At 67.5% G+C, this 24,532-nt stretch carries 26 protein-coding genes, 1 tRNA gene and 1 riboswitch; of the genes, 10 read left to right on the top strand and 17 right to left on the bottom strand.

The window, feature by feature from the left end:
* Positions 1-4: 4 nt before the first annotated feature.
* From AC1PZ7_RS12045 to AC1PZ7_RS12020, 6 genes are all read right to left on the bottom strand, one after another.
* Positions 5-90: transfer RNA gene (locus tag AC1PZ7_RS12045), tRNA-Leu, on the bottom strand.
* A 65-nt stretch (positions 91-155) separates the two neighbouring features.
* Entirely contained in the window at positions 156-1,850 is a 1,695-nt protein-coding gene (locus AC1PZ7_RS12040) for a formate--tetrahydrofolate ligase (protein WP_482355464.1), read from the bottom strand.
* 27 nt (positions 1,851-1,877) lie between these two features.
* Positions 1,878-2,288 (bottom strand): DoxX family protein, encoded by a 411-nt coding sequence (locus AC1PZ7_RS12035; protein ID WP_482355463.1) that lies wholly within the window; start codon positions 2,286-2,288, stop codon positions 1,878-1,880.
* 89 nt (positions 2,289-2,377) lie between these two features.
* Entirely contained in the window at positions 2,378-2,761 is a 384-nt protein-coding gene (locus AC1PZ7_RS12030) for a hypothetical protein (protein ID WP_482355462.1), read from the bottom strand.
* Positions 2,762-2,771: 10 nt separating this feature from the next.
* Positions 2,772-3,278: a xanthine phosphoribosyltransferase gene (gpt, locus tag AC1PZ7_RS12025; RefSeq protein WP_482355461.1), complete on the bottom strand. Its 507-nt coding sequence runs from the start codon at positions 3,276-3,278 to the stop codon at positions 2,772-2,774.
* Positions 3,279-3,455: 177 nt separating this feature from the next.
* The gene (locus AC1PZ7_RS12020; RefSeq protein WP_482355460.1) at positions 3,456-4,199 is read right to left on the bottom strand and encodes a competence/damage-inducible protein A; all 744 of its coding nucleotides are present in this window, start codon (positions 4,197-4,199) and stop codon (positions 3,456-3,458) included.
* A gap of 203 nt (positions 4,200-4,402) precedes the next feature.
* Here AC1PZ7_RS12020 and AC1PZ7_RS12015 point away from each other — a divergent pair, with 203 nt between their 5' ends.
* From AC1PZ7_RS12015 to AC1PZ7_RS11990, 6 genes are all read left to right on the top strand, one after another.
* Complete coding sequence (locus AC1PZ7_RS12015) at positions 4,403-5,824, top strand: circularly permuted type 2 ATP-grasp protein (RefSeq protein WP_482355459.1); 1,422 nt, start codon at positions 4,403-4,405, stop codon at positions 5,822-5,824.
* Positions 5,825-5,874: 50 nt separating this feature from the next.
* Complete coding sequence (locus AC1PZ7_RS12010) at positions 5,875-6,498, top strand: LysE family translocator (protein WP_482355458.1); 624 nt, start codon at positions 5,875-5,877, stop codon at positions 6,496-6,498.
* A 12-nt stretch (positions 6,499-6,510) separates the two neighbouring features.
* On the top strand, positions 6,511-7,455 hold the full coding sequence (locus tag AC1PZ7_RS12005; RefSeq protein ID WP_482355457.1) for an alpha-E domain-containing protein: 945 nt from the start codon (positions 6,511-6,513) through the stop codon (positions 7,453-7,455).
* A 13-nt stretch (positions 7,456-7,468) separates the two neighbouring features.
* Positions 7,469-8,305, top strand: coding sequence for a transglutaminase family protein (locus AC1PZ7_RS12000; protein ID WP_482355456.1), 837 nt, complete (start codon positions 7,469-7,471; stop codon positions 8,303-8,305).
* Between the two features lie 90 nt (positions 8,306-8,395).
* Positions 8,396-9,136 carry a proteasome-type protease gene (locus tag AC1PZ7_RS11995; protein ID WP_482355455.1) on the top strand — a complete coding sequence of 247 codons (741 nt, stop codon included), beginning with the start codon at positions 8,396-8,398 and terminating at the stop codon, positions 9,134-9,136.
* A gap of 290 nt (positions 9,137-9,426) precedes the next feature.
* Positions 9,427-10,173 (top strand): SDR family oxidoreductase, encoded by a 747-nt coding sequence (locus AC1PZ7_RS11990; RefSeq protein WP_482355454.1) that lies wholly within the window; start codon positions 9,427-9,429, stop codon positions 10,171-10,173.
* 7 nt (positions 10,174-10,180) lie between these two features.
* Here AC1PZ7_RS11990 and AC1PZ7_RS11985 read toward each other — a convergent pair whose 3' ends face one another.
* The 3 genes from AC1PZ7_RS11985 to AC1PZ7_RS11975 form a co-directional block, all read right to left on the bottom strand.
* Positions 10,181-11,521, bottom strand: a complete 1,341-nt coding sequence (locus AC1PZ7_RS11985; RefSeq protein ID WP_482355453.1) for a DUF2235 domain-containing protein — start codon at positions 11,519-11,521, stop codon at positions 10,181-10,183.
* Between the two features lie 96 nt (positions 11,522-11,617).
* On the bottom strand, positions 11,618-12,220 hold the full coding sequence (locus AC1PZ7_RS11980; protein ID WP_482355452.1) for an exopolysaccharide biosynthesis protein: 603 nt from the start codon (positions 12,218-12,220) through the stop codon (positions 11,618-11,620).
* A gap of 125 nt (positions 12,221-12,345) precedes the next feature.
* The gene (locus AC1PZ7_RS11975) at positions 12,346-12,660 is read right to left on the bottom strand and encodes an usg protein (protein ID WP_482355451.1); all 315 of its coding nucleotides are present in this window, start codon (positions 12,658-12,660) and stop codon (positions 12,346-12,348) included.
* Positions 12,661-12,968: 308 nt separating this feature from the next.
* On the opposite strand from AC1PZ7_RS11975, the gene groES reads away from it, so the two are divergent.
* Together groES and groL are read left to right on the top strand one after the other, a co-directional pair.
* Complete coding sequence (gene groES, locus AC1PZ7_RS11970; RefSeq protein WP_482355450.1) at positions 12,969-13,283, top strand: co-chaperone GroES; 315 nt, start codon at positions 12,969-12,971, stop codon at positions 13,281-13,283.
* 45 nt (positions 13,284-13,328) lie between these two features.
* Positions 13,329-14,969 (top strand): chaperonin GroEL, encoded by a 1,641-nt coding sequence (gene groL, locus AC1PZ7_RS11965; protein WP_482355449.1) that lies wholly within the window; start codon positions 13,329-13,331, stop codon positions 14,967-14,969.
* 340 nt (positions 14,970-15,309) lie between these two features.
* On the opposite strand, the gene AC1PZ7_RS11960 is transcribed toward groL, so the two are convergent.
* The 4 genes from AC1PZ7_RS11960 to AC1PZ7_RS11945 are packed head-to-tail and all read right to left on the bottom strand — an operon-like array spanning position 15,310 to position 19,017.
* Positions 15,310-15,969, bottom strand: a complete 660-nt coding sequence (locus AC1PZ7_RS11960; RefSeq protein WP_482355448.1) for an ABC-type transport auxiliary lipoprotein family protein — start codon at positions 15,967-15,969, stop codon at positions 15,310-15,312.
* Between the two features lie 3 nt (positions 15,970-15,972).
* Complete coding sequence (locus AC1PZ7_RS11955; protein ID WP_482355447.1) at positions 15,973-17,019, bottom strand: MlaD family protein; 1,047 nt, start codon at positions 17,017-17,019, stop codon at positions 15,973-15,975.
* An 8-nt stretch (positions 17,020-17,027) separates the two neighbouring features.
* Positions 17,028-17,840, bottom strand: coding sequence for an ABC transporter ATP-binding protein (locus AC1PZ7_RS11950; protein ID WP_482359629.1), 813 nt, complete (start codon positions 17,838-17,840; stop codon positions 17,028-17,030).
* A gap of 28 nt (positions 17,841-17,868) precedes the next feature.
* Complete coding sequence (locus AC1PZ7_RS11945) at positions 17,869-19,017, bottom strand: MlaE family lipid ABC transporter permease subunit (RefSeq protein ID WP_482355446.1); 1,149 nt, start codon at positions 19,015-19,017, stop codon at positions 17,869-17,871.
* 246 nt (positions 19,018-19,263) lie between these two features.
* On the opposite strand from AC1PZ7_RS11945, the gene dgcA reads away from it, so the two are divergent.
* The gene (gene dgcA / locus AC1PZ7_RS11940) at positions 19,264-20,241 is read left to right on the top strand and encodes an N-acetyl-D-Glu racemase DgcA (protein WP_482359628.1); all 978 of its coding nucleotides are present in this window, start codon (positions 19,264-19,266) and stop codon (positions 20,239-20,241) included.
* On the opposite strand, the gene AC1PZ7_RS11935 is transcribed toward dgcA, so the two are convergent.
* Together AC1PZ7_RS11935 and thiD are read right to left on the bottom strand one after the other, a co-directional pair.
* Complete coding sequence (locus AC1PZ7_RS11935; protein ID WP_482355445.1) at positions 20,211-21,392, bottom strand: MFS transporter; 1,182 nt, start codon at positions 21,390-21,392, stop codon at positions 20,211-20,213. The two genes, dgcA and AC1PZ7_RS11935, sit on opposite strands and share 31 nt — an antisense overlap.
* Positions 21,393-21,484: 92 nt before the next feature.
* The gene (thiD, locus tag AC1PZ7_RS11930) at positions 21,485-22,291 is read right to left on the bottom strand and encodes a bifunctional hydroxymethylpyrimidine kinase/phosphomethylpyrimidine kinase (RefSeq protein ID WP_482355444.1); all 807 of its coding nucleotides are present in this window, start codon (positions 22,289-22,291) and stop codon (positions 21,485-21,487) included.
* A 63-nt stretch (positions 22,292-22,354) separates the two neighbouring features.
* A riboswitch (TPP riboswitch) is annotated at positions 22,355-22,468 on the bottom strand.
* 126 nt (positions 22,469-22,594) lie between these two features.
* Between thiD and AC1PZ7_RS11925 the strand changes: the two genes are divergently transcribed.
* The gene (locus AC1PZ7_RS11925; protein ID WP_482355443.1) at positions 22,595-22,831 is read left to right on the top strand and encodes an Lrp/AsnC ligand binding domain-containing protein; all 237 of its coding nucleotides are present in this window, start codon (positions 22,595-22,597) and stop codon (positions 22,829-22,831) included.
* Positions 22,832-22,840: 9 nt separating this feature from the next.
* On the opposite strand, the gene AC1PZ7_RS11920 is transcribed toward AC1PZ7_RS11925, so the two are convergent.
* Positions 22,841-23,785: a DMT family transporter gene (locus AC1PZ7_RS11920; protein ID WP_482355442.1), complete on the bottom strand. Its 945-nt coding sequence runs from the start codon at positions 23,783-23,785 to the stop codon at positions 22,841-22,843.
* A gap of 38 nt (positions 23,786-23,823) precedes the next feature.
* Positions 23,824-24,531: a cytochrome b/b6 domain-containing protein gene (locus AC1PZ7_RS11915; protein WP_482355441.1), complete on the bottom strand. Its 708-nt coding sequence runs from the start codon at positions 24,529-24,531 to the stop codon at positions 23,824-23,826.
* Position 24,532 lies beyond the last annotated feature (1 nt).

Genomic DNA, 24,532 nt, shown 5'->3' with positions numbered 1-24,532 from the left:
GAACTGGTGCGGGCGGCCGGGCTCGAACCGGCACTCTCAGAGAGAAACGGATTTTAAGTCCGTTGCGTCTACCAATTTCGCCACGCCCGCACGCGCGACGGTCTTCCCGACATCGCCCCGGTAATGTGCCGGGACAATGGCGGGCCGCGTCCTTCTCAGAACACGCCGCCGATGAAGCCCGTCTCGTCGACGAAGATGTCCTCCGCCGCCGGGTGCGACGGCAGGCCGGGCATGGTCATCACGTCGCCGCACAGCGCCACCACGAAGCCGGCGCCGGCGGACAGGCGCACCTCGCGCACCGGCAGCGTGAAGCCTTCCGGCGCGCCGCGGCGGGTCGGGTCGGCGGAGAAGCTGTACTGGGTCTTGGCCATGCAGACCGGCAGCTCGCCATAGCCGAGCGCCTCGAACTCGCCGAGCCGACGCAGCGCCGCCGGCTCGATCGAGACCGCGCCGGCGCGGTAGATGCGCCGGGCGATGGTTTCGATCTTCTGCACCAGCGGCAGGCTGTTCTCATAGAGCGGCTTAAAGGACGAGGGCGCGGCGGTGAGCTCCACCACCTCGGCGGCGAGGTCGACCGCGCCGGCCGAGCCTTCCGCCCAGTGCGAGCACAGATGCACGCTGGCGCCGACCGCCGCGCAGGCGGCCTTGATGGCCTCGATCTCGGCCGGCGTGTCGCTGGTGAAGCGGTTGATCGCCACCACCGCCGGCAGGCCGTAGGACTTCATGTTCTCGATGTGCCGCACCAGATTGGCGGTGCCGGCGGAAACCGCCGCGACGTTCTCCGGCCCGAGGTCCTTCTGCGCCACGCCGCCATGCATCTTCAGCGCCCGCACCGTCGCCACGATGACGACGGCCGAGGGCGCGAGACCGGCCTGACGGCACTTGATGTCGAGGAATTTCTCGGCCCCGAGGTCGGCGCCGAAGCCGGCTTCGGTGACGACATAGTCGGCAAGGCCGAGCGCGGTGCGCGTCGCCATCACCGAATTGCAGCCATGCGCGATGTTGGCGAAGGGCCCGCCATGCACCACGGCCGGCGTCGCCTCCAGCGTCTGCACCAGGTTGGGCTGGAAAGCGTCGCGCAGCAGCGCGGCCATCGCGCCGGTCGCCTTGAGCTGGCCGGCGGTGATCGGCTGGCGGGCGCGGTTCTGCGCCACCACCATGCGGCCGAGCCGGTCCTCGAGGTCTTCCAGCGAACGCGCGAGGCAGAAGATCGCCATCACCTCGCTCGCCACGGTGATGTCGAAGCCGTCCTCGCGCGAGAAGCCGTTGCCCGGTCCGCCGAGGCCGACCACCACGCTGCGCAGCGCCCGGTCGTTGAGGTCGACGACGCGCCGCCAGTTGATGCGCCGCGTGTCGATGTCGAGCGCGTTGCCCCAGTAGATGTGGTTGTCGATCATCGCCGCGAGCAGGTTGTGCGCGGCGCTGATGGCGTGGAAATCGCCGGTGAAATGCAGGTTGATGTCCTGCATCGGCACGATCTGCGAGTGCCCGCCGCCGGTCGCGCCACCCTTGGAGCCGAACACCGGGCCGAGGCTCGGCTCGCGCAGCGCGACGGCGACGCGCTTGCCGGCGCGGGCCAGCGCGTCGCCGAGGCCGATCGTGGTCGTGGTCTTGCCCTCGCCCGCCGGCGTCGGGTTGATCGCGGTGACGAGGATCAGCTTGCCATCCGCCTTCGCCTCGGCCTTGCGGGCGAAGTCGAGCGCGATCTTCGCCTTGTCGGGGCCATAGCGGTAGAGCGAGGCCGCCGGCACGCCCAGCTTGGCGCCGATCTCCTCGATGGGGCGCGGCGTCACCGACGCGGCGATGGCCGCATCGCTGTTGGGGTCGATCTTGCGCACCGCGGTATTCATGAAGGCTCCCGTCTCAACTCCTCGCCGTCAGGCCGCGCGCGTGCGCTCGGCCAGGATGGCGACCAGCATCATGCCGCCGATCACCGCGAGGTGCTCGACCGTGAAATAGAACTCGATCAGCGCCATCTGGCCTTCCATGGTCCAGAAATGGTGGGCGATCGGAATGGTCAGCAGGGTGAACACCGCCAGCGCGCCGGCGCCGAGCCAGGCGGCGCGGTTGACGAGGATCAGCACCGAGCCGAGCAGCTGGGTGATGATCGTCGCCACGGCGAAGAGCCGCGGCGGGTTGAGCCCGAAATAGGCCATCTCGGCCTGTGCGCCGGCGAAATCGGTGATCTTGCTGATGGCACTGCCGAGAAACATGAACACCAGGAGGAGACGCGCGACGAGAGCCGTGATCGGCGAACGCAGGATGGCGGAAATGATCGCGGGGGTCATCGGTAAGGTTCCCTAAGCGGCGCGTTTTGCCGCACCCCGGCATACCGCAGGGTCAGCCGAAAGGCGAGACGGCCCGGGAGCCGAACCCGTCATGACGGGCGGCTTTCCGGATCGGATTCCTCGGGCTCCTCGTCCTCCTCGGAGTCTTCCGCCTCGCGCGCCGCCTTCGCCTCGGCGATGAACTCGGCGGCATATTTCTTGGCGTCGCGCACGCTCTCGCCGAGCTCGCGGGCAAAGCGGTCGAGGTCGAGCCGCAGCCCGCCGACCGACGGCTTCTCGGTCTCCGAGGCATAGGCCACCATGCGCAGGGACAGGCCGATGTCGGAGGCCAGAAGCGACAGGAAGCCGTCGCTCAGATCGTGCTCGTCGGCATAGGTCATGAGCATGTCGTAGAGCGCCGTGCGGTGCGCCTCGAAAGCCGCGTCATAGGCCTCGTCAGTCTCGTCGTCCGGGTTGTCGTAGCCGCTGGTCATCGCCTCGTCCTCACGCCACCCCGTCGCGGATCGGCGGCTGGAAGCTCAGCCCCATGTCCCACGGGAAATAGATCCAGGTATCCTGACTCACCTCGGTGATGAAGGTGTCGATCAGCGGCCGGCCGAGCGGCTTGGCGTAGACGGTGGCGAAATGCGCCTCGGGCAGCATCTCGCGCACCAGCCGCGCCGTCTTGCCGGTATCGACGAGGTCGTCGATCACCAGCAGCCCCCGCCCGCCCGCGCCGGCCGCCGCGGTGACGACCTCGGCGATCGGCTTGAGCACTTCCATCTCACCCTGCTTGGTGTAGTCGTGATAGCTGGCGATGCAGACCGTCTCGATCAGCCGCAGCCCCAGCTCGCGCGCCACGATGGCCGCCGGCACGAGCCCGCCGCGCGTGATGCAGACGAGGCCGGTGAACGGGCCCGCCCCGGCGAGACGCCAGGCAAGCGCGCGGGCATCGCGGTGAAACTGGTCCCAGGAGACCGGAAAGGCCTTCTTCTGGCGGTCGTCGGACATCGAGCAGTATCCCGGTCGGCTCTTGGAATGTTCAACCGAGATCAATAGCGGGAGCGGGCGGCCTTCTCCAGTGCCGCACCGCCGGAATCCCCCGCCTTGCGTCTCCGCCTCCGCACCACGCGGCAAGCCGGGTCGCCGTCGCGAAGAGCAGCATCTCCACCACGAGGCCGATCAGGATCAGCGCCGCTTCACCGCCTCGACCATCGCCTGCACCTGCGCCACCGCGGCGGCGAGCTTCTCCGGGTCGCGGGCGCGAACGACGAGGTTGGTGTTCGGCCGGCCGTCCTCGCTCATGAAGGGGTAGCTGCCGATACTCACCTCCGGATGCGCGCGGGCGATCTCGCCCAGCGGACCGCCGACGTCGCCCTCCTTGGCGTCCGCGCGCACCGTCTCCGACAGCATGCGGATGCCGGTGCGCAGCTTCGGCGCCACCTGGTCGAGCATCGCCTGCATGATGGTGGGCACGCCCGCCATCACGATCACGTTGCCGATCCAGAAGCCCGGTGCCTTGGAGACCGGATTGGGCACCAGCTCGGCCCCGGCCGGGATGCGCGCCATGCGCAGCCGCGCCTCGTTGAGGTCTTCCGGCTTGATATATTCGAGCAGCATGGCGCGGGCGCGCGGGTCGACGTCGATCGCGACGCCGAACGCCTTGGCGATCGAGTCGGCGGTGATGTCGTCATGGGTCGGACCAATGCCGCCGGTGGTGAAGAGATAGGTGTTGCGCGCGCGCAGCGCGTTGACCGCCGCGACGATCTCCTCCTCGACGTCCGGCACCACCCGGACCTCGCGCACATCCACACCGATGGCCGTCAGATATTCCGCGATATAGCCGATGTTCCGGTCCTTGGTGCGGCCCGAGAGTATCTCGTCGCCAATCACCAGGATCGCCGCCGTCACCGGCTCTGCCGAGGCCGTCATCCGATTCTCCTCCGTCACCCGGCAGGCCGGCATGCCGTCCGCCGCAATTCAACGCAAGCTGCGCCACAAGCAAGGGCAGTCCGCCTGCCAAATGGGCAAACCGCACGCAATCTGCCGATATTCGCTCTGGGGAGTGTTCCTCCCCTTCCGCTGGCATGGGCTTTGTAGCTAACTTGAGGGAGTTGGGGAGTAGATTTACACCTATGAGCGTCGCCTTCGACGAAATGACCAATGCGGACGGCTCCATCCGTTCCGCCTATGCCGCGCTCTCACGCTGGCTGAGCGACGTTCCGCCAGACGTGCTGGACTATCGCCGGAGGGAGGCGGAGTTCATTTTCCGGCGCATCGGCATCACCTTCGCCGTCTATGGCGACAGTGACGCCCAGGAGCGCCTGATCCCCTTCGACATCATTCCGCGCATCCTCACGGGCACCGAATGGCGCCGGATGTCGCTCGGGCTGGAACAGCGCGTCAAGGCGCTGAACCTCTATCTCAAGGACATCTATTCGCGCCGTGAGATCCTCAAGGCCGGCGTGGTGCCCGAAGATCTCGTCTACCAGAATCCGGCCTTCCGCCCGGAGATGAACGGCCAGAAGGTGCCGCACGACCTCTATGTGCACATCGCCGGCATCGACGTGGTGCGCGTCGACGCCGACACCTTCTATGTGCTGGAAGACAATGCCCGCACGCCCTCCGGTGTCTCCTACATGCTGGAGAACCGCGAGATCATGATGCGGCTCTTCCCCGAGTTGTTCGCGGACAACCGCGTGGCACCGGTGGAGAACTACACCGACGAATTGCTGGCGACGCTCAAGTCGCTCGCACCGGGCAGCTCCAGCAGCGACCCCGCGGTCGTCGTGCTGACGCCGGGCATCTACAACTCGGCCTATTACGAGCACTCCTTCCTCGCCGACAAGCTGGGCGTCGAGCTGGTGGAGGGCCGCGACCTGTTCGTGCGCAACGACGTCGTCTACATGCGCACCACCGAGGGACCGCGCCGGGTCGACGTCATCTATCGCCGCCTCGATGACGATTTCATCGATCCCCTCGCCTTCCGGCCGGACAGCGCGCTCGGCGTGCCCGGGCTGATGAGCGCCTACAACGCCGGCAACGTCACGCTGACCAATGCGGTCGGCACCGGCGTCGCCGACGACAAGGCGGTCTACAGCTACATGCCGGACATCATCCGCTTCTATCTCGGCGAGGAGCCGCTGCTGAAGAACGTGCCGACCTGGCGCTGCCGCGAGGCGGATCATCTCAAATATGTCCTCGATCACCTGAACGAACTGGTGGTCAAGGAAGTCCATGGCTCCGGCGGCTACGGCATGCTCATCGGCCCGCGCGCCGACAAGGCGCAGATCGAGCTGTTCCGCGCCAAGCTGAAGCAGGACCCGACCAACTTCATCGCCCAGCCGACGCTCGCGCTGTCCACCTGCCCGACCTTTGTCGACGAGGGCATCGCGCCGCGCCATGTCGACCTTCGTCCCTTCGTGCTCACCGGCTCCGACCGGGTTCGCATCGTGCCGGGTGGTCTCACCCGCGTCGCGCTGGAAGCCGGCTCGCTGGTGGTGAACTCGAGCCAGGGCGGCGGAACCAAGGACACCTGGGTGCTGGAGGAGAGCTGAAGGGAACCGGCCCCTCCCCGCGGAAGGGCCGACAAAGAGGGGGAGCACCAATGCCGATTGAAACATGGCTGGCCTTCATTGCCGCCTCGGCGGTCCTGCTGGTGATACCCGGACCGACCATCCTGCTCGTCGTCTCCTATGCGCTCGGCCAGGGGCGCAAGGTGGCGTTTCCCGTCGCGCTCGGCGTGGCGCTCGGCGACTTCACCGCCATGACGCTTTCCATGCTCGGCCTCGGCGCCCTTCTGGCGACCTCGGCGGCGCTGTTCACCGTCCTCAAATGGGTCGGCGCGGCCTATCTCATCTGGCTCGGCATCAAGCTCTGGCGGGCCGGCGGCAGCGCCAGCCTTGGGGAGGCCCGGACGGCCGGCTCGTCCTGGAAGATGATGCTGCATGCCTGGGTGGTGACGGCGCTGAACCCCAAGAGCATCACCTTCTTCGTGGCGTTCCTGCCGCAGTTCCTCGATCCGGCGCGCGACTTCCTCACGCAGCTGATGATCTTCGAGGCGACGTTCCTCACCCTCGCCGCCGCCAACGCCTTCGGCTACGCGCTGCTCGCCGGCCGCCTGCGCGGCGCGGTCCACAACGAGCGCCTGGTCACCGCCATCAACCGGGTCGGCGGTTCACTCCTGATCGCAGCGGGCGTCGCCACGCTCGCCTGGCGCAACGCCAAATAGAACGCGGGTCCCATGCTTTCTCGTACTGCCGACAATCTCTACTGGCTGTCCCGCTACATGGAACGGGCGGAGTGCCTTGCCCGCATCCTCGACGTGACCCAGCGCCTGGCGCAGCTTCCGGCGGCCTATGGCGGCTCCACCAATGAATGGCGTTCGGCGCTGCTCACCGCCGGCTGCGCGGACCTGTTCAAGCAGATCCACGGCGACGAGATCAACGAGCAGAACGTTATCAATTTCCTCGCCTTCGCGCCGGAGAACCCGTCCTCGATCCGCAACTGCTTCGAGATCGCCCGCACCAATGCCCGCTCGGTGCGCACGGCGCTGACGATGGAGATGTGGGAGACCATCAACTCGGCCTGGCTGGAGCTCAAGCGCTACTCCACCAAGAACATGACCCGCGAGGAACTCGCCCGCTTCATGTCCTTCGTGAAGGAGACCTCGCTGCGCTTCGACGGCGCCGCCTACCGCACCATGCTGCGCAACGACGCCTTCTGGTTCTCGCGCGTCGGCATGTATGTCGAGCGCGCCGACAACACCGCGCGCATTCTCGACGTGAAGTATCATGTGCTGCTGCCGGACACCGAGCATGTCGGCGGGCCGCTGGACTATTTCCAGTGGGCCTCGATCCTGCGTTCGGTGTCGGCGCTGACCAGCTTCCACTGGGTGTACCGCGAGAGCGTGAAGCCCTGGCTCGTCGCGGACCTGCTCATTCTCAACGCGCAGATGCCGCGCTCGCTGACGAGTTGCTACCAGAACATCACCCGCTATCTCGACGACATCGCCGCCTATTACGGCCGGCAGGGCAGCTCCCAGCGCCTCGCCCGCTCAACCCTCACCAGGCTCGGCAACAGCCGGATGGACGACATCTTCGTGACCGGCCTGCACGAGTTCATCGATTCCTTCGTGATCGAGAACAACCGCCTCGGCTCCTCCGTCACCGAGCAATACCTGCTCTGAACCGGCCAGCGTCATGCGTATCCATGTGAACCACGCCACCACCTACACCTACGATCCGCCGGCCAACGGCGCGATCCAGACCCTGCGGCTGACGCCCCGCAACCATGACGGCCAGTACGTGGTCTCGTGGCGCATCGACGTGTCGGAAGGCTGCCGGCTGCAGGCGCATCAGGACGCGTTCGGCAACCTCACCCACACCTTCGCCGTCGACGGCCCGATCGGCGAATTGCGGGTGCTGGTGGAGGGCGAGGTCGAGACGCAGGACACGGCCGGCGTCATTCGCGGCATCAGCGAGCGGTTTCCCCCTTCGCTGTTCCTGCGCGGCACGGATCTCACCGCGCCCGATTCCGAGATCGCCGCCTTCGCGGCGGCGGTGGACGGCGGCGAGACCGACCGGATCGCCCGGCTCCATGCCCTGATGGAGGCCATCGCCGACGCCATGGCCTTCGATCCCGACCCGACCCATGTCTCCACCACCGCCGCCGAGGCGTTCAAGCTCAAGCGCGGCGTCTGCCAGGACTTCGCGCATATCTTCGCCAGTTGCGCGCGCCTCATCGGCGTGCCGGCCCGCTATGTCAGCGGCTATCTCGTCGGCGACGGCGCCGAGGCCGCGCAACGCGCCGGGCACCAGGCCGGCCATGCCTGGGCGGAGGCCTATATCGACGGTCTCGGCTGGATCGGCTTCGATGCCGCCAACCGGCAGTGCCCGACCGACACCTATGTCCGGGTGGCCGTGGGGCTCGACTATCTCGGTGCCGCGCCCGTGCGCGGAAACCGTTACGGCGGCGGCGACGAGAACCTCACCGTCGCCCTCAAAGTCGACCAGTCGAGCCGTCAGATACAGGGCTGAGGTTGCCGGGCAGGAAAGCGCCCCATTATAAGGGCGCAGGGAGCAGTCGCCGGCCTCGTACCGGCGGCGGACCAAGGGAAGCGCCTTCTCATGACCTATTGCTGTGGTATTTTGGTGCGTGACGGCCTCGTCATGATCGCCGACACCCGTACCAATGCCGGCCTCGACAACGTGTCGACCTTCCGCAAGCTCCACATCTTCGAGGAGCCGGGCCGCCATGTCCTGGCGCTTTCCACAGCCGGCAATCTCTCCATCTCGCAGGCGGTGATCAGCACGCTGCAGGAGGGACTGGACAACCCGGAGACCGGCCAGAAGGAAACCCTCTCGACCTGTACCAGTATGTTCCGGGCGACCCAGCTCGTCGGTCGCGCGGTGCGCCATGTCTATGAGCTGTACGGCGAGGCGCTGAAGGATGCCGACCTGCGTTTCGACGTGTCGTTCCTGTTCGGCGGCCAGGTCAATGGCGGGCGGATGCGCCTGTTCATGATCTACGCCGCCGGAAACTTCATCGAGTGCACCAGCGACACGCCCTTCCTGCAGATCGGCGAGCACAAATATGGCAAGCCGGTGCTCGACCGCTCGATCACCTTCGAGATGGACCTCTATGACGCGGTGAAGTCGGGCCTGATCTCGATGGACTCGACCATGCGCTCCAATCTCGGCGTCGGCATGCCGATCGACCTGATCGTCGCGCGCCGCGACGCCGGTCAGTCCGAACTCAGCTACCGGATCGAGCCGGGCGAGCCGTATTTCCACGATCTGCGCGAACGCTGGTCCGCGGCACTGCGGGCTGCGCATAACGCGATCCCCCGCCCGCCTTACGGCCGCTAGCGCCGGAGGCAATAGACGAAAGGGCCGCCCGGCGGCATCGCCTCACTAACGTCAGGTAATGAGGTACAAGAGAATGATGATCGGAATCGGAATACCGATGAGCCACATCAGAATCGCGGGCATGGTGTCCACCTCCTGTATGAATGACTTTTACGTCTCCCCGATAACGTGAGAATATCTTCACGGTTCCTTGCGAGAGCGATTTTCGGCGGTAACTGGTGGGAAAGGCCGGCCCGTCTTGTCCGCCGGCCAGCTCTCGTCCATCTTCGCCGGCCTCGGGAGGAACCAGCATGAACGCCAATCGCATCGCCCTCGTCACCGGCGCCGGTACCGGCATCGGCAAGGCCGCCGCGCTCGCCCTCGGCGAGGCCGGATTCACCGTCGTGCTGACCGGCCGCAGGGCGGAGCCGCTGGCGGCCGTCGCCGGCGCCATGGACGGCAACGGCCATGTCGTCACCTCCGACGTCGCCGACCCCGCTTCCGTCGCCGCGCTCTTCGATGCCGTCGCGCAGCGTTTCGGCCGGCTCGACGTATTGTTCAACAATGCCGGCGGCTGGTCGGCAGCCACGCCGATCGAGGACATCGCGCTGGAGGACTGGCAGCGCGTGGTGAACGTGAACCTCACCGGCGTGTTCCTGTGCACCCAGCACGCCATCCGGCTGATGAAGGCGCAGGATCCGAAGGGAGGCCGCATCATCAACAACGGCTCGATCTCGGCCCATGCCCCGCGCCCGCTTACCGGCCCCTATACGGCGACCAAGCATGCCGTCACCGGCCTCACCAAGCAGGTGGCGCTGGAGGGCCGCGCCCACAACATCGCCTGCGGGCAGATCGATATCGGCAATGCCGACACCGACATGGCGGTGAAGATGAAGACCGGCATCCTGCAGGCCAACGGCCAGATCATGGTCGAGCCGACCTTCGATCCGGTCCATGCCGGCCGGGCGGTCGCCTATATGGCCGGCCTGCCGCTCGACGCCAACGTGCTGACCATGACCATCATGGCCACGAGCGCGCCCTTCGTCGGGCGGGGATGAGGACGGGCTAAGCTGCGGGCTGGGACCAGTTCGCCTTCGCCATTGCCAGCGCCGGATGTCGGCCCGGCTCCAGCGCATCCTGGAGTGCGGTGAAATCGGTCGTATCGTGAAGCCAGTCCAGCGGACCGTCGTTGCCCATAAAGCCGAGTTGCACCCTGGGATGGGGCAGCGCGACGTGTTCGGCTGAAAAGAACTCCGCCAGGGCGTGGAGCAGGTTGAGCGGAGCGTAATCTTTCTTTTTTGCAGCATTGGTGCTCGTCAGCCGTTCCAAGGCGGAAAGGTGCACGAACTCGCCAATGGGCCGCGCATGCGGCGGCAACGCCGCCAGCTTGTAATCTCTGGTGTCCGGCCGCTGCTGGGCGATCACCCGCAGCGCCGGCTTGTAGTTGCTGAGGACCGATTTGAAGCGGTGCCGGGATTCGTGGATCGGCGCCTGTCCGTCGGCGCGCAGCGCCTCCATCTCGCCACGCCGGAAGACCAGCGACGCCTGCCCCGCCTCCCCGTTCAGGCCAGCGATGCGGTCGAGCATCCACCGCAGGGTCAGGGCACCGACGCCGCCCTCGCCATAGCCGCCGCCGATGTCCGAGTGCACGCCGGGAAACCAGACCTGCTCGACGGTCCGAAAGTTGGCGTGCTGCGGCACCTGCCAGAGCGAGGGCGGAAAGAACCGGCGCTTCTCGTCGATCGCCACGGCGTGCAGCGAATGATCGATGACCGACGACAGCGTCGTGTCGTGGAATTGGTAGCGGCTGCGGCGGCCGACAAGATAGTCCGTGACGTCGAGCGGCACGCCGAGCGCGCCGACCGTGTCGAACACTCCGAGGATCCGGATGCGCACGTCCTCGTGGCAAAGCTCCCTCAGCCTCAGCCCTTCCTTGGGATAGCGGTCCTTGGCGTCGGTGCGGTAGTGCAGCCAGGTGGCCTCCTCATTTTCCCGCGTGCAGCTGTCGCGGCGCAGCAGGCCGCTGGCGCCCACATATCCGGCAAGGCTGCTCGCCGTGAAGGCCCCGCGCGAGAAGCCGAAGATGTAGATCTCGTCTCCCGGCTCATAGAAGTGGCTGAGAAATTTGTAGGCCTGGCGAACATTGACATCGAGGCCCTTCCCGGTGCCGCCGCCGAGCAATTTGTCGAGCCCGCCCAGCGTGCCGACACCCTCGTCGTAATAGACGCGCTGCTCGACGCCGTCGGTGATCCCCGGCTGCAGCATGTCGCGCAGCCGGACGATGTTGGTGATCTCCTCGCCATCGGCCGTGTTCCACGTGCCGTCGAGGCAGAGGATCAGCCGCTTGCGCGCATTGGCGGGCGCCGGATGCGCCGCCGACCCCGTCCGCCCATCCGCCGATGCCATCTCCGCCCCACACAAATCGATTGTGCCCAGACCTTGATAGCATCCTATGGTTGTATTTCACGGAATGCAACCGCCGGCACATGTCGCTTCCGGCGATCAGATGTAGGCGACGGCGCCCTGGAACAGCAGCCAGCTCAGCAGCCCCATCACACCGAAGCTGATGAGCGTGGCGACCACGCCGGCGATGATGAAAACGCCGTCACGCTCGACCAGGCCGAGGCCAAGGATGACCACCGCGATACCCGGCGGCAGATTGCCGAAGATCGGGATCGGCAGCAGCAGCAGCAGGCCAAGCAGCAGCACCATGCCGCCCAGCACGAAGCGCGCCGAGGCGCTGGAGAAATAGGGCAGCCGCGGGCGCGAATAGCCCTCGAAGCGACGGATCCACTTCAGCGAGCCGTGCACGATCTTCTCGAGCAGCGTGCGCGAGATCGTGCGGTTGGCCAGCCAGCGCGGCAGCCACAGCTCGTCGCGCCCCACCAGCATCTGTCCGCCGACAAGGCAGAGCAGGATGCCGCAGATCACCGGCAGGCCCGGCGGCATGGGCAGGCAGTTCGGCAGGCCCAGCAGAAGGATGGACAGGCCGAAGGCGCGGTTGCGCAGCGCGTGCACGATCTCGCCCACGCCGATACGCTCCGCCGAATGGGCGGTGACGATGGCGGAGAGCAGCTCCGACGTACGCGGCGAGCGATGATCCAAGGGGCTGACCAGATGCCTGCATTCCGACGGGACCCGGCATTGGGCCCCTTTTCGCCGTCCTCATAGCACGTCGTAAGCGACATTAAGAGGGCAGCGCGATCAAAAGACAGGCAAAGCCGCAAGGCTCAGTTCAGCAGGAAAACTCCGTCCACGCTGCGCAGCTCCGCCGGGCCGATGAGCCGCGAATGGGCCACCTTAACCGAATGCAGCGGCCCCTCCAGCTCCCGCTTCCAGAATTCCAGGAAGCGGTTCAGCTCCGGAAAATGCGGACACAGATCGTAATGCTGCCAGAGATAGCTTTGCAGAATCGCCGGGTGGTCCGGCATCCGGTAGAGGATCTCGGCCGTGGTCAGCCCGTAACCGGAAAGCTGCCGCCGGAAGTCCTCCGTCACCACCCTGCCCGACGCCACGCCCTTCGACGATACCCCATGACCTGCCATGCGGACCTCCTTTCGCGACCGAATCCGATTGTGCGGCCGGCCGGAGTCGCCGACAAGGTGAATTTTTCAAATTCATGTTCAAATTCAATGCACTAGCAGCATATTCACTTGAGTGCTGACAGTGCTGTCCGCGCCCTGTTGGCACTCAGGCTGCACGACTGCCAATTTTTTGCCCCGCGCACCTTGCGCCGCTTTCGCCCGGCGCCTAGATGTCCGAGCGGTAGCGTGCCGCAACGCTGGCTGCCTTCAGGGTGCCGGCCGGTGCGTTTGCCGGATCAAACGATCTTCCAGAATTTTGGAGAGAACCGATGAAGTTCCGTCCCCTGCATGACCGGGTCGTGGTCAAGCGCGTTGACGCGGAAGAGAAGACCGCGGGCGGCATCATCATTCCCGACTCGGCCAAGGAAAAGCCCTCGCAGGGCGAAGTGATCGCGGTCGGCCCCGGCGCGCGCGACGAAGCGGGCAAGCTCGTGCCGCCCGACGTCAAGGCCGGCGATAGGGTGCTGTTCGGCAAGTGGTCGGGCACCGAGGTCAAGATCGACGGCGTCGATTACCTCATCATGAAAGAGTCCGACATCCTCGGCGTGCTGGAAGGCACCACCGCGGCCAAGAAGGCCGCGTGAGGTCGCCCCTTACGCTGCTCGCAACGCTTCACCGGAGAAAAGATCATGTCTGCCAAGGAAGTTAAGTTTGCTGGCGACGCGCGCGAGAAGATGCTGCGCGGCGTCGACATCCTCGCCAACGCGGTGAAGGTCACGTTGGGTCCGAAGGGCCGCAACGTTGTCATCGAGAAGAGCTTCGGCGCTCCGCGCATCACCAAGGACGGTGTCACCGTCGCCAAGGAAATCGAGCTCGAGGACAAGTTCGAGAACATGGGCGCGCAGATGGTGCGCGAAGTGGCCTCGAAGTCCAACGACCTCGCCGGCGACGGCACCACCACCGCCACCGTGCTCGCCCAGGCGATCGTGCGCGAGGGCGCCAAGTCAGTAGCCGCCGGCATGAACCCGATGGACCTCAAGCGCGGCATCGACCTCGCCGTCGAGGCCATCGTGGCGGACCTCAAGAAGAACGCCAAGAAGGTGACCTCCAACAGCGAGATCGCCCAGGTCGGCACCATCTCCGCCAATGGCGACGCCGAGATCGGCAAGTATCTCGCCGAGGCGATGCAGAAGGTCGGCAATGAGGGCGTGATCACCGTCGAGGAGGCCAAGACCGCCGAGACCGAGCTCGACGTGGTCGAAGGCATGCAGTTCGACCGTGGCTACCTCTCGCCCTACTTCATCACCAACGCCGAGAAGATGCGCGTCGACTTCGAGGATCCCTACATCCTCATCCACGAGAAGAAGCTCTCGGGCCTCCAGGAGCTGCTGCCGGTCCTCGAGGCCGTGGTGCAGACCTCCAAGCCGCTCCTCATCATCGCCGAGGACATCGAGGGCGAGGCGCTCGCCACGCTGGTCGTCAACAAGCTGCGCGGCGGCCTCAAGGTCGCGGCCGTCAAGGCGCCGGGCTTCGGCGACCGCCGCAAGGCCATGCTGCAGGACATCGCCATCCTGACCGGCGGTACCGCGATCTCCGACGATCTCGGCATCAAGCTCGACACGGTGACCCTCAACATGCTCGGCCGCGCCAAGAAGGTGGTGATCGAGAAGGAGAACACCACCATCGTCGACGGCAACGGCTCGAAGAAGGACATCGAGGGCCGCGTCGCGCAGATCAAGGCGCAGATCGAGGAGACCACCTCGGACTACGACCGCGAGAAGCTGCAGGAGCGCCTGGCCAAGCTCGCCGGCGGCGTCGCGGTGATCCGCGTCGGCGGCGCGACCGAGGTTGAGGTCAAGGAGAAGAAGGACCGCGTCGACGACGCGCTGCACGCCACCCGCGCGGCGGTCGAGGAAGGCGTCCTTCCGGGCGGCGGCGTCGCCCTGCTGCGCGCGATCAAGGCGCTGGACGGCGTCAAGACTGCCAATGCCGACCAGAAGACCGGCGTCGACATCGTCCGCAAGGCGGTTCAGTACCCCGCTCGCCAGATCGCGTCCAATGCCGGCGAAGACGGTTCGCTGATCGTCGGCCGCATCCTGGAGAAGGACAGCTACTCCTTCGGCTTCAACGCCCAGACCGGCGAGTATGTCGACATGTACAAGGCCGGCGTCATCGACCCGGCCAAGGTGCTGCGCTCGGCGATCCAGAACGCGGCCTCCGTGGCCTCGCTGCTGATCACCACCGAGGCGATGATCGCCGACATCCCGAAGAAGGGCGGCGCCGCCTCCCCGGCGATGCCGGGCGGCGGCATGGGCGGCATGGACTTCTGAGGAAGTCCATCCGCCCCTGCGGTTCGCTAAGTGCCGAAACCGGGCAAGCCCGGTTTCGGTGGCGGCATGGACTTCTGAGGACGTCCATCCACCCCTGCGGTTCGTCGAGCACCGAAACCGGGCAGGCCCGGTTTCGGTGGCGGCATGGACTTCTGAGGACGTCCTTCCTCATTGCGAAACCCGAGGGCGCGGCGCGAGCCGCGCCCTTTTCGTTTGCGCTCCCGGAAAGAGCGCCATCCCCGGCTTGCCCACCGTCGACAGCCATCGCCCGGACCAGCCGGAAAACAAAAAGCCCGGCCAATGGCCGGGCTTTTTCAGTATCCCTTCGATCAGGCCGTTCTCAGAACCGGCTCGACGCCCAGCGCACGATCTGCACGAAGACCTCGTCGGACGCGGCGTCCAGTGCCTGCGTCGCGTCGGGGCCGCTGGTCGAAGAGGCCGGGGCCCGTGCGGTGAAGACATGGGCGGCGGCGATCCGGCCCGACGCCGAGCCGACGATCTTCACCGAGACCTCGACCACGGCCTCCGGCCCGCCCTCATAGGTGCGGATCCCGAAGGCTCGCAGGTCCGACAGCAGCATGTAGTCGGCGCTCAGCCCGTCGCCGGCGCGCCCGACCGAGCGGCCGCGATTGCCGTTCTCGAACGATTCGATCAGCCGCGCCTGGAACAGCGCCGGCAAACGGTCGCTCCATTGCGCGCGGTCGAGATAGGTGATCTGGCCGGGCTGCGGCTCGACGACGATCCGCTCGGTGTCGAGCACTGCCAGCGCGCTCGGCGGACCGATCACGAGCAACCCCGTCCCGCGGCGCGGCGCGTTGAAATCCGCCGGCGCGCTCAGGTCGAAGGTCGGCACCGATTTGTCGCCGCCGGACAGCAGCGTGCCGCAACCGCCGAGCATCAGGGCAACAGCCAGAACGCTCGCACGGCCGGCAAGCCTGCGGCACCTTTCGTCAAAGGTCACTCTTAAGCCCCTGCCGCCGTCACGTCCCCAGAGCCCCATCGGCTACCGCCCACTGTAATTGGGAACGTTCGACCCGCCAAAGATGAATTGGCGGGGGTTACGTTCGAAATTACGGAAAACGCGCTCGATCTCCGCCAGCGTGCGCCGTCCGTCCACCGCCAGCGCCTCGTACTGACGCAGCCCAGGCCCGGTGAACTTGTTGAGATTGACCGAAAGTTCGGCAGTGCGGGTGTCGAGATTGGCCGCGAGCTTGCGCACCTCGGTGGCAGCGCCGCTGATCTCGTTGAACATGCCCTTGCCTTCCTCGCTGGTGGTCATCGCGTTGACGTTGTCGAGGATGGTGTTGAACTTGAGCGCCATGCTGTCGAGCTGAGCGGTGAAGCGGCTCACATCGTCGATCGTGTTGCCGACCTTGCTCGGATCGAAGGAGGTGACGACCTTGTCGAGGTTGTCGGCCAGCCTGCTTATGCGCTCGGCCGCCCCGCCCATCTCCTTCAGGAAGCTGTCGAGATTGCCGGCATTGTCGCCCAGCGCCTGGGTGAACTTGTCGACATTGTCGATCACCGAGGAGATCTTCGCGTCGTTGGCCTTGACCAGATCGTCGATGCGGATGGCGACGTCGTTGACGCGCCCCAGCACCTCGCGCGCGGTGCGCATGAGGTCCTGCACCGCCGAGGTATTGGCGTCGATGCGCGGCAGTTCGCCTTCCGGCGGTGTCGGCAGCGGCGCGGCCTGCGTCGAACCGCCGACCAGGCCGACCGAGGCGAGGCCCGTGAGCAGTTGCGTGTCGAGATTGGCCCGCGTATCCGATTTGACCGGCGTGCTCGGCTGCACCGAGATGGTTGCGACGACCTTGCGCGGGTCCTGCGTGTCGAGGCGCAGCGCAGTCACCTCGCCGACCGGAATGCCGTTGAAGGTGACGGACGAACCCGTCTGCAGTCCGCTCACCACGCCGCTGAACACCACGTCATAGGAGGTGCGCGGCCCGCGATTGACCGATCCGGTGAACCACCAGACGAACATGAACCCGGCCGCGATGACGGCAAGGGTGAAGAGGCCGATGATGGTGTAGTTGGCGCGTGTTTCCATGGGCGATCTCAGCGCGCCTCCTCAAGTCCGAAGCCGACGGCGCGCGCCCGCTTGCCGTGGAAATAGGCGGAAACCCAGGGATGATCCGACGCCAGCATGGTTTCGATCGGCCCGACTGCGATCACCTTGCCCTCGGCGAGCGCCGCGATTCGGTCGCAGACGGTGTGAAGACTGTCCAGATCGTGGGTTACCATGAATACGGTCAGCCCCAAAGTCTGCTGCAGCGTCGTGATCAGTTCGTCGAACTCGCCCGCCCCGATCGGGTCGAGACCCGACGTCGGCTCGTCGAGGAAGAGGATCTCCGGATCGAGCGCCAGCGCGCGGGCCAGCGCGACGCGCTTGATCATGCCGCCGGAAAGTTCCGACGGCGCCTTCTCCGCCACGTCCGGCGCCAGTCCCACCATCTCCAGCTTGGCGATGGTCAGTTCGTCCATCAGGCTGGTCGACAGGTCGAGATATTCGCGCATCGGGAACTGGATGTTCTGCCGCACGCTGAGCGAGGAGAACAGAGCGCCCTGCTGGAACAGCACGCCCCAGCGCTGTTCCAGCCGTCGCCGCGCCGCATAGTCCAGCCTGTCGAGGTCCTGCCCGAACACCTGCACCGTGCCGGCGCGCTTGGGCACGAGGCCGAGAATGGTCCGCGTCAGCACCGACTTGCCGCCGCCGGACGCGCCGACGAAGCCGAGAATCTCGCCGCGCATCACGTCGAGCGACAGGCCGTTCAGGATGATGCGGTCGCCGAAGCCGACCACGAGATCGCTCACATGGATGATCGGCTCGCCCGGCGCCACCTCGGGGATCGCCGAACCGTCGGTGCGGATGGTTTCGCTCTCGACCTGCACCCGCGCCTCACATGTCGATCGCGGCGAAGAACATGGCGAACAGCCCGTCCACCACGATCACCAGGAAGATCGCCTTCACCACGGAGGCGGTGGTGTGAGCACCGAGCGACTCGGCGCTGCCGCCGACCCGCATGCCCTCCATGCAGGCGATAAGGCCGATGATGGCCGCCATGAACGGCGCCTTGATCATGCCGACCTCGAAGGTGTTGAGCGCAATGGCCTCCTGCAGGCGGTTCATGAAGATTTCCGGCGAGATGCCGCCATAGAGCCAGGCCACCAGCCCGCCGCCGAACAGCGCGCACATGTTGCCGATGAAGGTGAGCAGCGGCACGGCGATGATCAGCGCCACGAGACGCGGCAGCACCAGCACCTCGTTGGGATCGAACCCCATCACCCGCAGCGCGTCCACCTCCTCGCGCATGCGCATGGAGCCCAGCTCCGCCGTGAAGGCGCTGCCCGAGCGGCCGGCCACCATGATCGACACGATCAGCACGCCGAGCTCGCGCAGGGTGAGGATGCCGACCATGTCGACGACATAGGTGGTCGCGCCGAACTTGCGGAAATGGAAGATGCCCTGCTGCGCGATGATGCAGCCGATCAGGAAGGTGATCAGCGCGATGATCGGCACCGCGCGCAGGCCCGTGCGCTCGAGGTGATAGATCATCGAGGTGAAGCGGAACGTGTGGGGCCGCACGAGCACGCGCAGGAACGCGGCGACCACCGACCCGATGAAGGACAGCAGCGCCAGCGCATCCTCGGCCGTGGAGACCGTCGTCTTGCCGACGAGTTGCACGCCGCCCAGCACCGGGTTCACGTAGCGCCGGCGCTCCGGCATCTCGTGGCTGCCTTTGACGATCTCGTCGAGCAGCGGGCGGAAGCGGCGCTCCAGACCGACGATCTGGAAGCGGATGCCGGCCTTGTCGAGCGCCTGGATCAGCCGGTCGAGCACAACCGCGCCGAGCGTGTCGAAGCTGCGCACGCCGGACAGGTCTAGCCGGGCCGCCTCGGCCGACGCGCCCTGCAGCTCGGCGAGCGCGGTATCGACGCTGCCCTCCAGCGCCTGGCCCTGCGCCGCGACCCAGCGCCCATTGCCCACGAACACGAGTTCGCGGCCATTGCGGGCGGTGGCCAGAAGCGGCGCTTCAGCAGCTCCCAAGATCGGCTCCCTTTGCTGGCGCGGAACGATGCGAGGCGACGGCGCCAATGCTAAATTCCCAATATATTACTTAGCCGTGAGGCTTCCGGCCGTCGAGATATCAGCGTCCCGATTCGGATTTATGATGCCGGATCGGCAGCTTAATCGCGGCCACTGTGCTTTCGCGGCGACGCCCCGCGTGGGGGCGGGCGCATTATGCTGGCGGACGGTCACTGATTCGTGGCTGCCACCGGCCGCTACCCGCACATGATCCAGCTCCACGTCACCGCCGAACGCTTCCCGATCCGCGGCAGCTTCACCATCGCGCGCGGCTCGAAGAGCGAGGCCGCCGTGGTCACGGCCGAGTTGCGCGACGGCGCGCTCGTCGGGCGCGGCGAATGCGTGCCCTATGCCCGTTATGGCGAGAGCGTGGAAGGCGTGGCGCAATCCCTCGCCGCGCTCGCGGGGCCTGTCGCCGACGGGCTTCGGCACGACGAACTGATGTCGCTCATGCCTGCAGGTGCGGCGCGCAATGCGCTCGATTGCGCCATGTGGGACATCGCGGCCAAGCGCGCCGGCGTGCCGGTGCATGAGCTGGCCGGCCTGCCGGCGCCGCGGCCGGTCGTCACCGCCTTCACCATCAGCCTCGGCACGCCGCAGGCCATGGCCGACGCCGCGCGGGCGGCCGGGCACGAACTGCTCAAGCTCAAGCTCGGCGCGCCGGGAGACATGGCGCGGCTCGCCGCAGTCCGCGCGGCGGTTCCCGGCGCCCGGCTCATCGTCGACGCGAATGAGGGCTGGACGCCCGGTGATCTCGCGGAAAATCTCGCCGCCTGCGCGCAGGCCGGCGTCGAGCTGGTCGAGCAGCCCCTGCCGGCGGCGCAGGACGAGCTCCTGGCGCGGATCGCGCGCCCCGTCCCGGTCTGCGCGGATGAGAGCGCGCATGGGCTGGACAGCCTCCCCGGCCTCATCGGCCGCTACGATGTGCTCAACATCAAGCTCGACAAGACCGGCGGCCTGACCGAGGCGATCGCGCTGGCCCGCGCCGCGCAGGCGGCCGGCCTCGACATCATGGTCGGCTGCATGGTCGCGACCTCGCTCGCCATGGCCCCCGCGCTGCTGCTCACGCCGCTGGCGCGGTTCGTCGACCTCGACGGCCCGCTGCTGCTGGCCGCCGACCGCACCCCGGCCCTGCGCTATGAGGGCAGCGTCGTCTACCCGCCCGATCCCGCGCTCTGGGGCTGACCGGCGCCGGCCCAGGCGACGATGGCCAGCAGCGTGCCGAGGGCGGCAAGCCCCGCCGAGGCAAAGAACGCCGCCGCGCCGAAACTCTGCCACAACGGGCCCGAGGCGAGTGTGGCCCCGGCCATGGCGACCGCCGTCGCCCAGGCTGCCATGGCCTGCACGCTGGCGCCGCGCCCCGGCGGCGCGTGGCGGGCGACGAGTTCGACCGTGCCGAGATAGGTGCAGCCGAAGGTCAGTGCGTGCAGCGGCTGGAGCAGCAGCAGAAGCAGCAGCGGCGGGTCGAACGCCATCCCGCCGAAACGAAGAACGCCGGCGAGGCCGCCGAGCAGGAGCAGGCGCTCCGGCCCGAGCCGGCGCGTCACCGGCGTGCCGAAATGGAACAGCACCACCTCGGCCAGCACGCCGAGCGACCACAGCAGGCCGATCACCGTGTCGGACAGCCCCTTGCCGTGCCACTGGATGGAGGCGAAGGCATAGAGCACCGCGTGCGACCCCTGCACCAGCGCCGCCGCCGCCAGACCGACGAACAGCACCGGCGCCAGTCCGGCCAGCGCATGGCGCGCTTCCGCCGTCGCGGCGCGCGGCGGCTGCTTCACCTCCTCGAGGGTCGCCGCCGCCAGCGCCGCCGCGAGGCTCGCCGCGACGATGAGCCAGATCACCGTGTCGTGCGGCACGGCGCCGAGGACGAGCCCGCCGAGCAGTCCGCCGGCCACCAGATTGCCGCCGATGAAGGCCATCGAGCCCCACAGCCGCACGCGTCCGTAGTCGATCAGCCCCTCGCGGCGGCGCGCCACTGCATAGGCATCGAGCACCGGCAGGCTGGGCTGCCAGAAGGCGGCGGCAAGCCCGAGCCCGACGAGGATCAGTGTCGCGTTGGGGGCGAGGACGATGCCGACGAAGCACAGCGCCGTGGCGCAGGAATAGCCGATCAGCGTCGCGCGCGGCCGGCCGCTGCGGTCGGCGAGCAGTCCGCCCACCGGCATGGTGACGAGGCGCACCGATTGCGGCACGGCGAGCGCGAGCGCGATCATCGCCGCGTCGAAGCCGCGCGCTTCCAGCCAGATCGGGAAGAACGGCATGAAGACGCCGATGCCGAAGAACAGCCCGGCATAGACGGCGGCAATGGCATGGCGTGGGGCGATGACGGGCACGCGGCTACTCGCGGGATTCGCCGCCTCGATAGCAGGCGCGGGGCCGGCTTACGAGGCCTCAGTGGCCAGCGCCGCCGCGAACCGCGAAAACCTCACCACCAGGCGTGGAAGTGATGCACCGGGCCGTGGCCCCGCCCGATGGTCAGTTCCTCGGAGCGCGCGAGGGCGCGGGTGAGATAGTCCTTCGCCGCCTCGACCGCCGCGCGCAGAGGCAGGCCCTTGGCAAGGCCGGCGGCGATGGCGGAGGAGAGCGTGCAGCCCGTGCCGTGCGTGTTGCGAGTGACAATGCGCGGCGCGCTGAGTTCGAGAAAGCCATCGGCGTCGAGCAGCACGTCGACGCTGTCCGGCCCCTCGCCATGGCCGCCCTTGACGAGCACCGCGCGCGGCCCGAACGCCAGCAGCCGCTCGGCCTGAGCCCGCACCGTCGCGAGATCCTCGGCCGGCTCTTCGTCGAGCAGTGCCGCCGCCTCGGGCAGGTTCGGCGTGATCAGGAGCGCCCGCGGCAACAGCTCGCGGCGCAGCGTCTCGATGGCCTCGGGCACCAGCAGCCGGTCGCCCGAGGCGGCGATCATCACCGGGTCGAGCACCACGGTCGACACGCCATGGCGCACGAGGCCGGACGCCACCTCGGTGATCGCTTCGGGACGCGACAGCATGCCGATCTTCACCGCGTCCACGTCGAGATCGGAGAAGACCGCGTCGATCTGCGCGGCGATGAAGGCCGGCGGAACGTCGTGGATGCCGGTCACGCCGAGCGTGTTCTGCGCCGTGAGCGCGGTGATGACGCTGGCGCCATACACGCAGAGCGCCGAGAAGGTCTTGAGATCGGCCTGGATGCCGGCGCCGCCGCCGGAATCCGAACCCGCCATCGTCACCGCGATCGGTGTGGAACCGCCCATGCTACGCCTCTCTCGCCGCATCGAGGCCGGAAGCGTCCCCGTCGGGGGGCACATGGCCGCCCCGGACGTGCGCGATCCGTTTCCTCCGCCGGCATGACCCGGATCAGGTTCGTGGGTTGGCTGAACGCCTCTCAGCCCATCCGCGCCTCAACGCCACGGGCACCCCAACGAGATCGTCCCGCGAGCGATAGGCGAAGCCGCGCGCCCGCGCAAGCCGGGCTCGTCCCGGGCGGCCGAGGGGGTTGCGCGCGAACCGGCGTTCTGTTCCTTATCGGCCTCCCGCCCCGAAGCCGGAACGCCGCGATGGTCCCTTTCTTCATGCAGATCAAATGTCACCTCGGCCGCTCCTACGAGGTGGCGAACGCCATCGCCGACGCGGAGATCGCCTCGGAAATCTACTCGACCGCCGGCGAGTTCGACCTGTTGGTCAAGTTCTACGTGCCCGAGGGCGCCGACATCGGCCATTTCGTGAACGAGAAGGTGCAGCAGTTCCCGGGCATCCAAGACACCCGCACCATCATCACCTTCAAGGCGTTCTGACGTCGCGCCTCAGGCCGTCGGCCCGGCGGGCGGCGTCGCCGCCTCCTCGGCCCGGCTGCGGTCGATGCCGAGCCGGCGCTCGCGCCAGATGACGAAGAGCCCGGCCCCGATCACGATGGCCGCGCCGAGCACGACGAGCACCGGCGGAATCTCGGCGAACAGGATGAAGCCGAGCAGCAGCGACCACAGCATCGCCGAATAGGCGAACGGCGCCACCACCGAGGCCGGGGCGTAGCGGTAGCTCTCGGTCAGCAGGATCTGGCCGACCCCGCCGAGGAAGCCGATCGCCAGCAGCAGCACGGCCTCCCGCGCGCTCGGCAGCACCCAGCCCCAGCCGGCGGTGGCGAGCCCGGCAATGGCCGCCAGCGCCTGGAAATAGAACACGATGGCCGCGGTCGATTCGGTCTGCGTCAGCCGCCGCACCTGGACCATCGCCCCGGCCGTGCAACTCGCGCCGAGCAGCGCGAAGAGCGCGCCGAACATGTGTTCCGGGGTATCGAACGAGCCCGACATATGCGGCCAGAGCATCACCACCACGCCGCCGAGCCCCACCGTCACCGCCGCCCAGCGATAGGCCTGCACCCGCTCGCGCAGCACGATCGCCGCGAGGACGACGGTGAGCAGCGGTGTGGCGAAGCCGATGGCGGTCGCATCCGCCAGCGGGATCCGCGCCAGCGCGGCAAAGCCCAGGCTCATGGCGCAGACGCCGATGGTGCCGCGCGCGATATGGCCGAACGGATGGGCGGTGCGCACCGCCGCGCTGATCTCGCCGCGCCAGGCGAGCAGCGCCATGAGCGGAAACAGGGCGAAGAAGGAGCGCGAGAACACCACTTCGCCAGTCGGAACATGTTCCGAGACGATACGGACGAGGGCCGACATGATGGTGAAAAGGAACGTCGCGCTGATCTGAAGCGCGATGCCCTTGAGCGCGTGCATGATGGCGCCATGGAGCACGAGTCCGCCCCGCCCGCAAGCGGGACGGACCCGTCATTTCAGGGGAAGGGATCACCGCCCGCCAGCGCGATGCCGCCGAACACCACGGCGACCGCGGCCGCGAGGCAGGCCAATGCCGCTCCGACGGCACCGGGCGTGGCCGGCGCGCGGTCGGCGTAGTCCCCGGCCGGCTTGCGGCCGCTGATCATGGCGCGGATCAGGTTGTCCCTGCCGAACAGCGAATAGACGAGGTTCGCCGCCACATGCAGGCCGATCAGCCACAGCAGGACCGGGTAGAGCCGCTGGTGCCAGACCGAGGCGCTGCGGATGGTCTCGTCGCTGACCGTCGCCGTCATCGGCGCGTAGACCGTGATGTCGTCGCTGGTGAACAGCCCGCTCAGCGCCTGCGCCGCGACCATGATCAGCAGCGCCGCGACCATCCAGCCGCCGAGCGGGTTGTGACCGAGATAATGCGGCGGACGTCCGCGCAGCAGTCTCTCCCCATAGCGCAGCCCCGCCGCCGGCCCGCGCAGGAAGCCGGCGAAGCGCGCCGTCGAGCCACCGACGAGGCCCCACAGCAGGCGGAACACGACCACCACCAGCACGGCAAGCCCGTTCCACTGGTGCCAGACGAGATCGGCGTCGCCGTAATACCGGCTCGCGAAAGCGAGGCCGACCAGCGCCGCCAGCCCCCATTTGGCGATCCGCGTCGGCAGGTCCCACGCCAGCACGCCGGCCGGCGCGGGCGAATCGGTACGCGCGCTCACG

The sequence above is a fragment of the Ancylobacter sp. TW_SC_1 genome (assembly GCF_056836805.1).
Note: the sequence above shows the minus strand (reverse complement) of the source record. Positions and strands in the feature narration are given on the sequence as shown.

Bases quoted from the DNA above. Each gene is read 5' to 3' on its own strand.
- AC1PZ7_RS12040 (WP_482355464.1), bottom strand. From the start codon at position 1,850: ATGAATACCGCGGTGCGCAAGATCGACCCCAACAGCGATGCGGCCATC.
- thiD (WP_482355444.1), bottom strand. From the start codon at position 22,291: ATGGGCGGTTCCACACCGATCGCGGTGACGATGGCGGGTTCGGATTCC.
- AC1PZ7_RS11990 (WP_482355454.1), top strand. From the start codon at position 9,427: ATGAACGCCAATCGCATCGCCCTCGTCACCGGCGCCGGTACCGGCATC.
- AC1PZ7_RS11975 (WP_482355451.1), bottom strand. From the start codon at position 12,660: ATGGCAGGTCATGGGGTATCGTCGAAGGGCGTGGCGTCGGGCAGGGTG.
- AC1PZ7_RS12015 (WP_482355459.1), top strand. From the start codon at position 4,403: ATGAGCGTCGCCTTCGACGAAATGACCAATGCGGACGGCTCCATCCGT.
- AC1PZ7_RS11985 (WP_482355453.1), bottom strand. From the start codon at position 11,521: ATGGCATCGGCGGATGGGCGGACGGGGTCGGCGGCGCATCCGGCGCCC.
- dgcA (WP_482359628.1), top strand. From the start codon at position 19,264: ATGATCCAGCTCCACGTCACCGCCGAACGCTTCCCGATCCGCGGCAGC.
- groL (WP_482355449.1), top strand. From the start codon at position 13,329: ATGTCTGCCAAGGAAGTTAAGTTTGCTGGCGACGCGCGCGAGAAGATG.
- AC1PZ7_RS12020 (WP_482355460.1), bottom strand. From the start codon at position 4,199: ATGACGGCCTCGGCAGAGCCGGTGACGGCGGCGATCCTGGTGATTGGC.
- gpt (WP_482355461.1), bottom strand. From the start codon at position 3,278: ATGTCCGACGACCGCCAGAAGAAGGCCTTTCCGGTCTCCTGGGACCAG.
- AC1PZ7_RS12010 (WP_482355458.1), top strand. From the start codon at position 5,875: ATGCCGATTGAAACATGGCTGGCCTTCATTGCCGCCTCGGCGGTCCTG.
- AC1PZ7_RS11955 (WP_482355447.1), bottom strand. From the start codon at position 17,019: ATGGAAACACGCGCCAACTACACCATCATCGGCCTCTTCACCCTTGCC.
- AC1PZ7_RS11995 (WP_482355455.1), top strand. From the start codon at position 8,396: ATGACCTATTGCTGTGGTATTTTGGTGCGTGACGGCCTCGTCATGATC.
- AC1PZ7_RS11925 (WP_482355443.1), top strand. From the start codon at position 22,595: ATGGTCCCTTTCTTCATGCAGATCAAATGTCACCTCGGCCGCTCCTAC.
- groES (WP_482355450.1), top strand. From the start codon at position 12,969: ATGAAGTTCCGTCCCCTGCATGACCGGGTCGTGGTCAAGCGCGTTGAC.
- AC1PZ7_RS12000 (WP_482355456.1), top strand. From the start codon at position 7,469: ATGCGTATCCATGTGAACCACGCCACCACCTACACCTACGATCCGCCG.
- AC1PZ7_RS12030 (WP_482355462.1), bottom strand. From the start codon at position 2,761: ATGACCAGCGGCTACGACAACCCGGACGACGAGACTGACGAGGCCTAT.
- AC1PZ7_RS12035 (WP_482355463.1), bottom strand. From the start codon at position 2,288: ATGACCCCCGCGATCATTTCCGCCATCCTGCGTTCGCCGATCACGGCT.
- AC1PZ7_RS11960 (WP_482355448.1), bottom strand. From the start codon at position 15,969: ATGGGGCTCTGGGGACGTGACGGCGGCAGGGGCTTAAGAGTGACCTTT.
- AC1PZ7_RS12005 (WP_482355457.1), top strand. From the start codon at position 6,511: ATGCTTTCTCGTACTGCCGACAATCTCTACTGGCTGTCCCGCTACATG.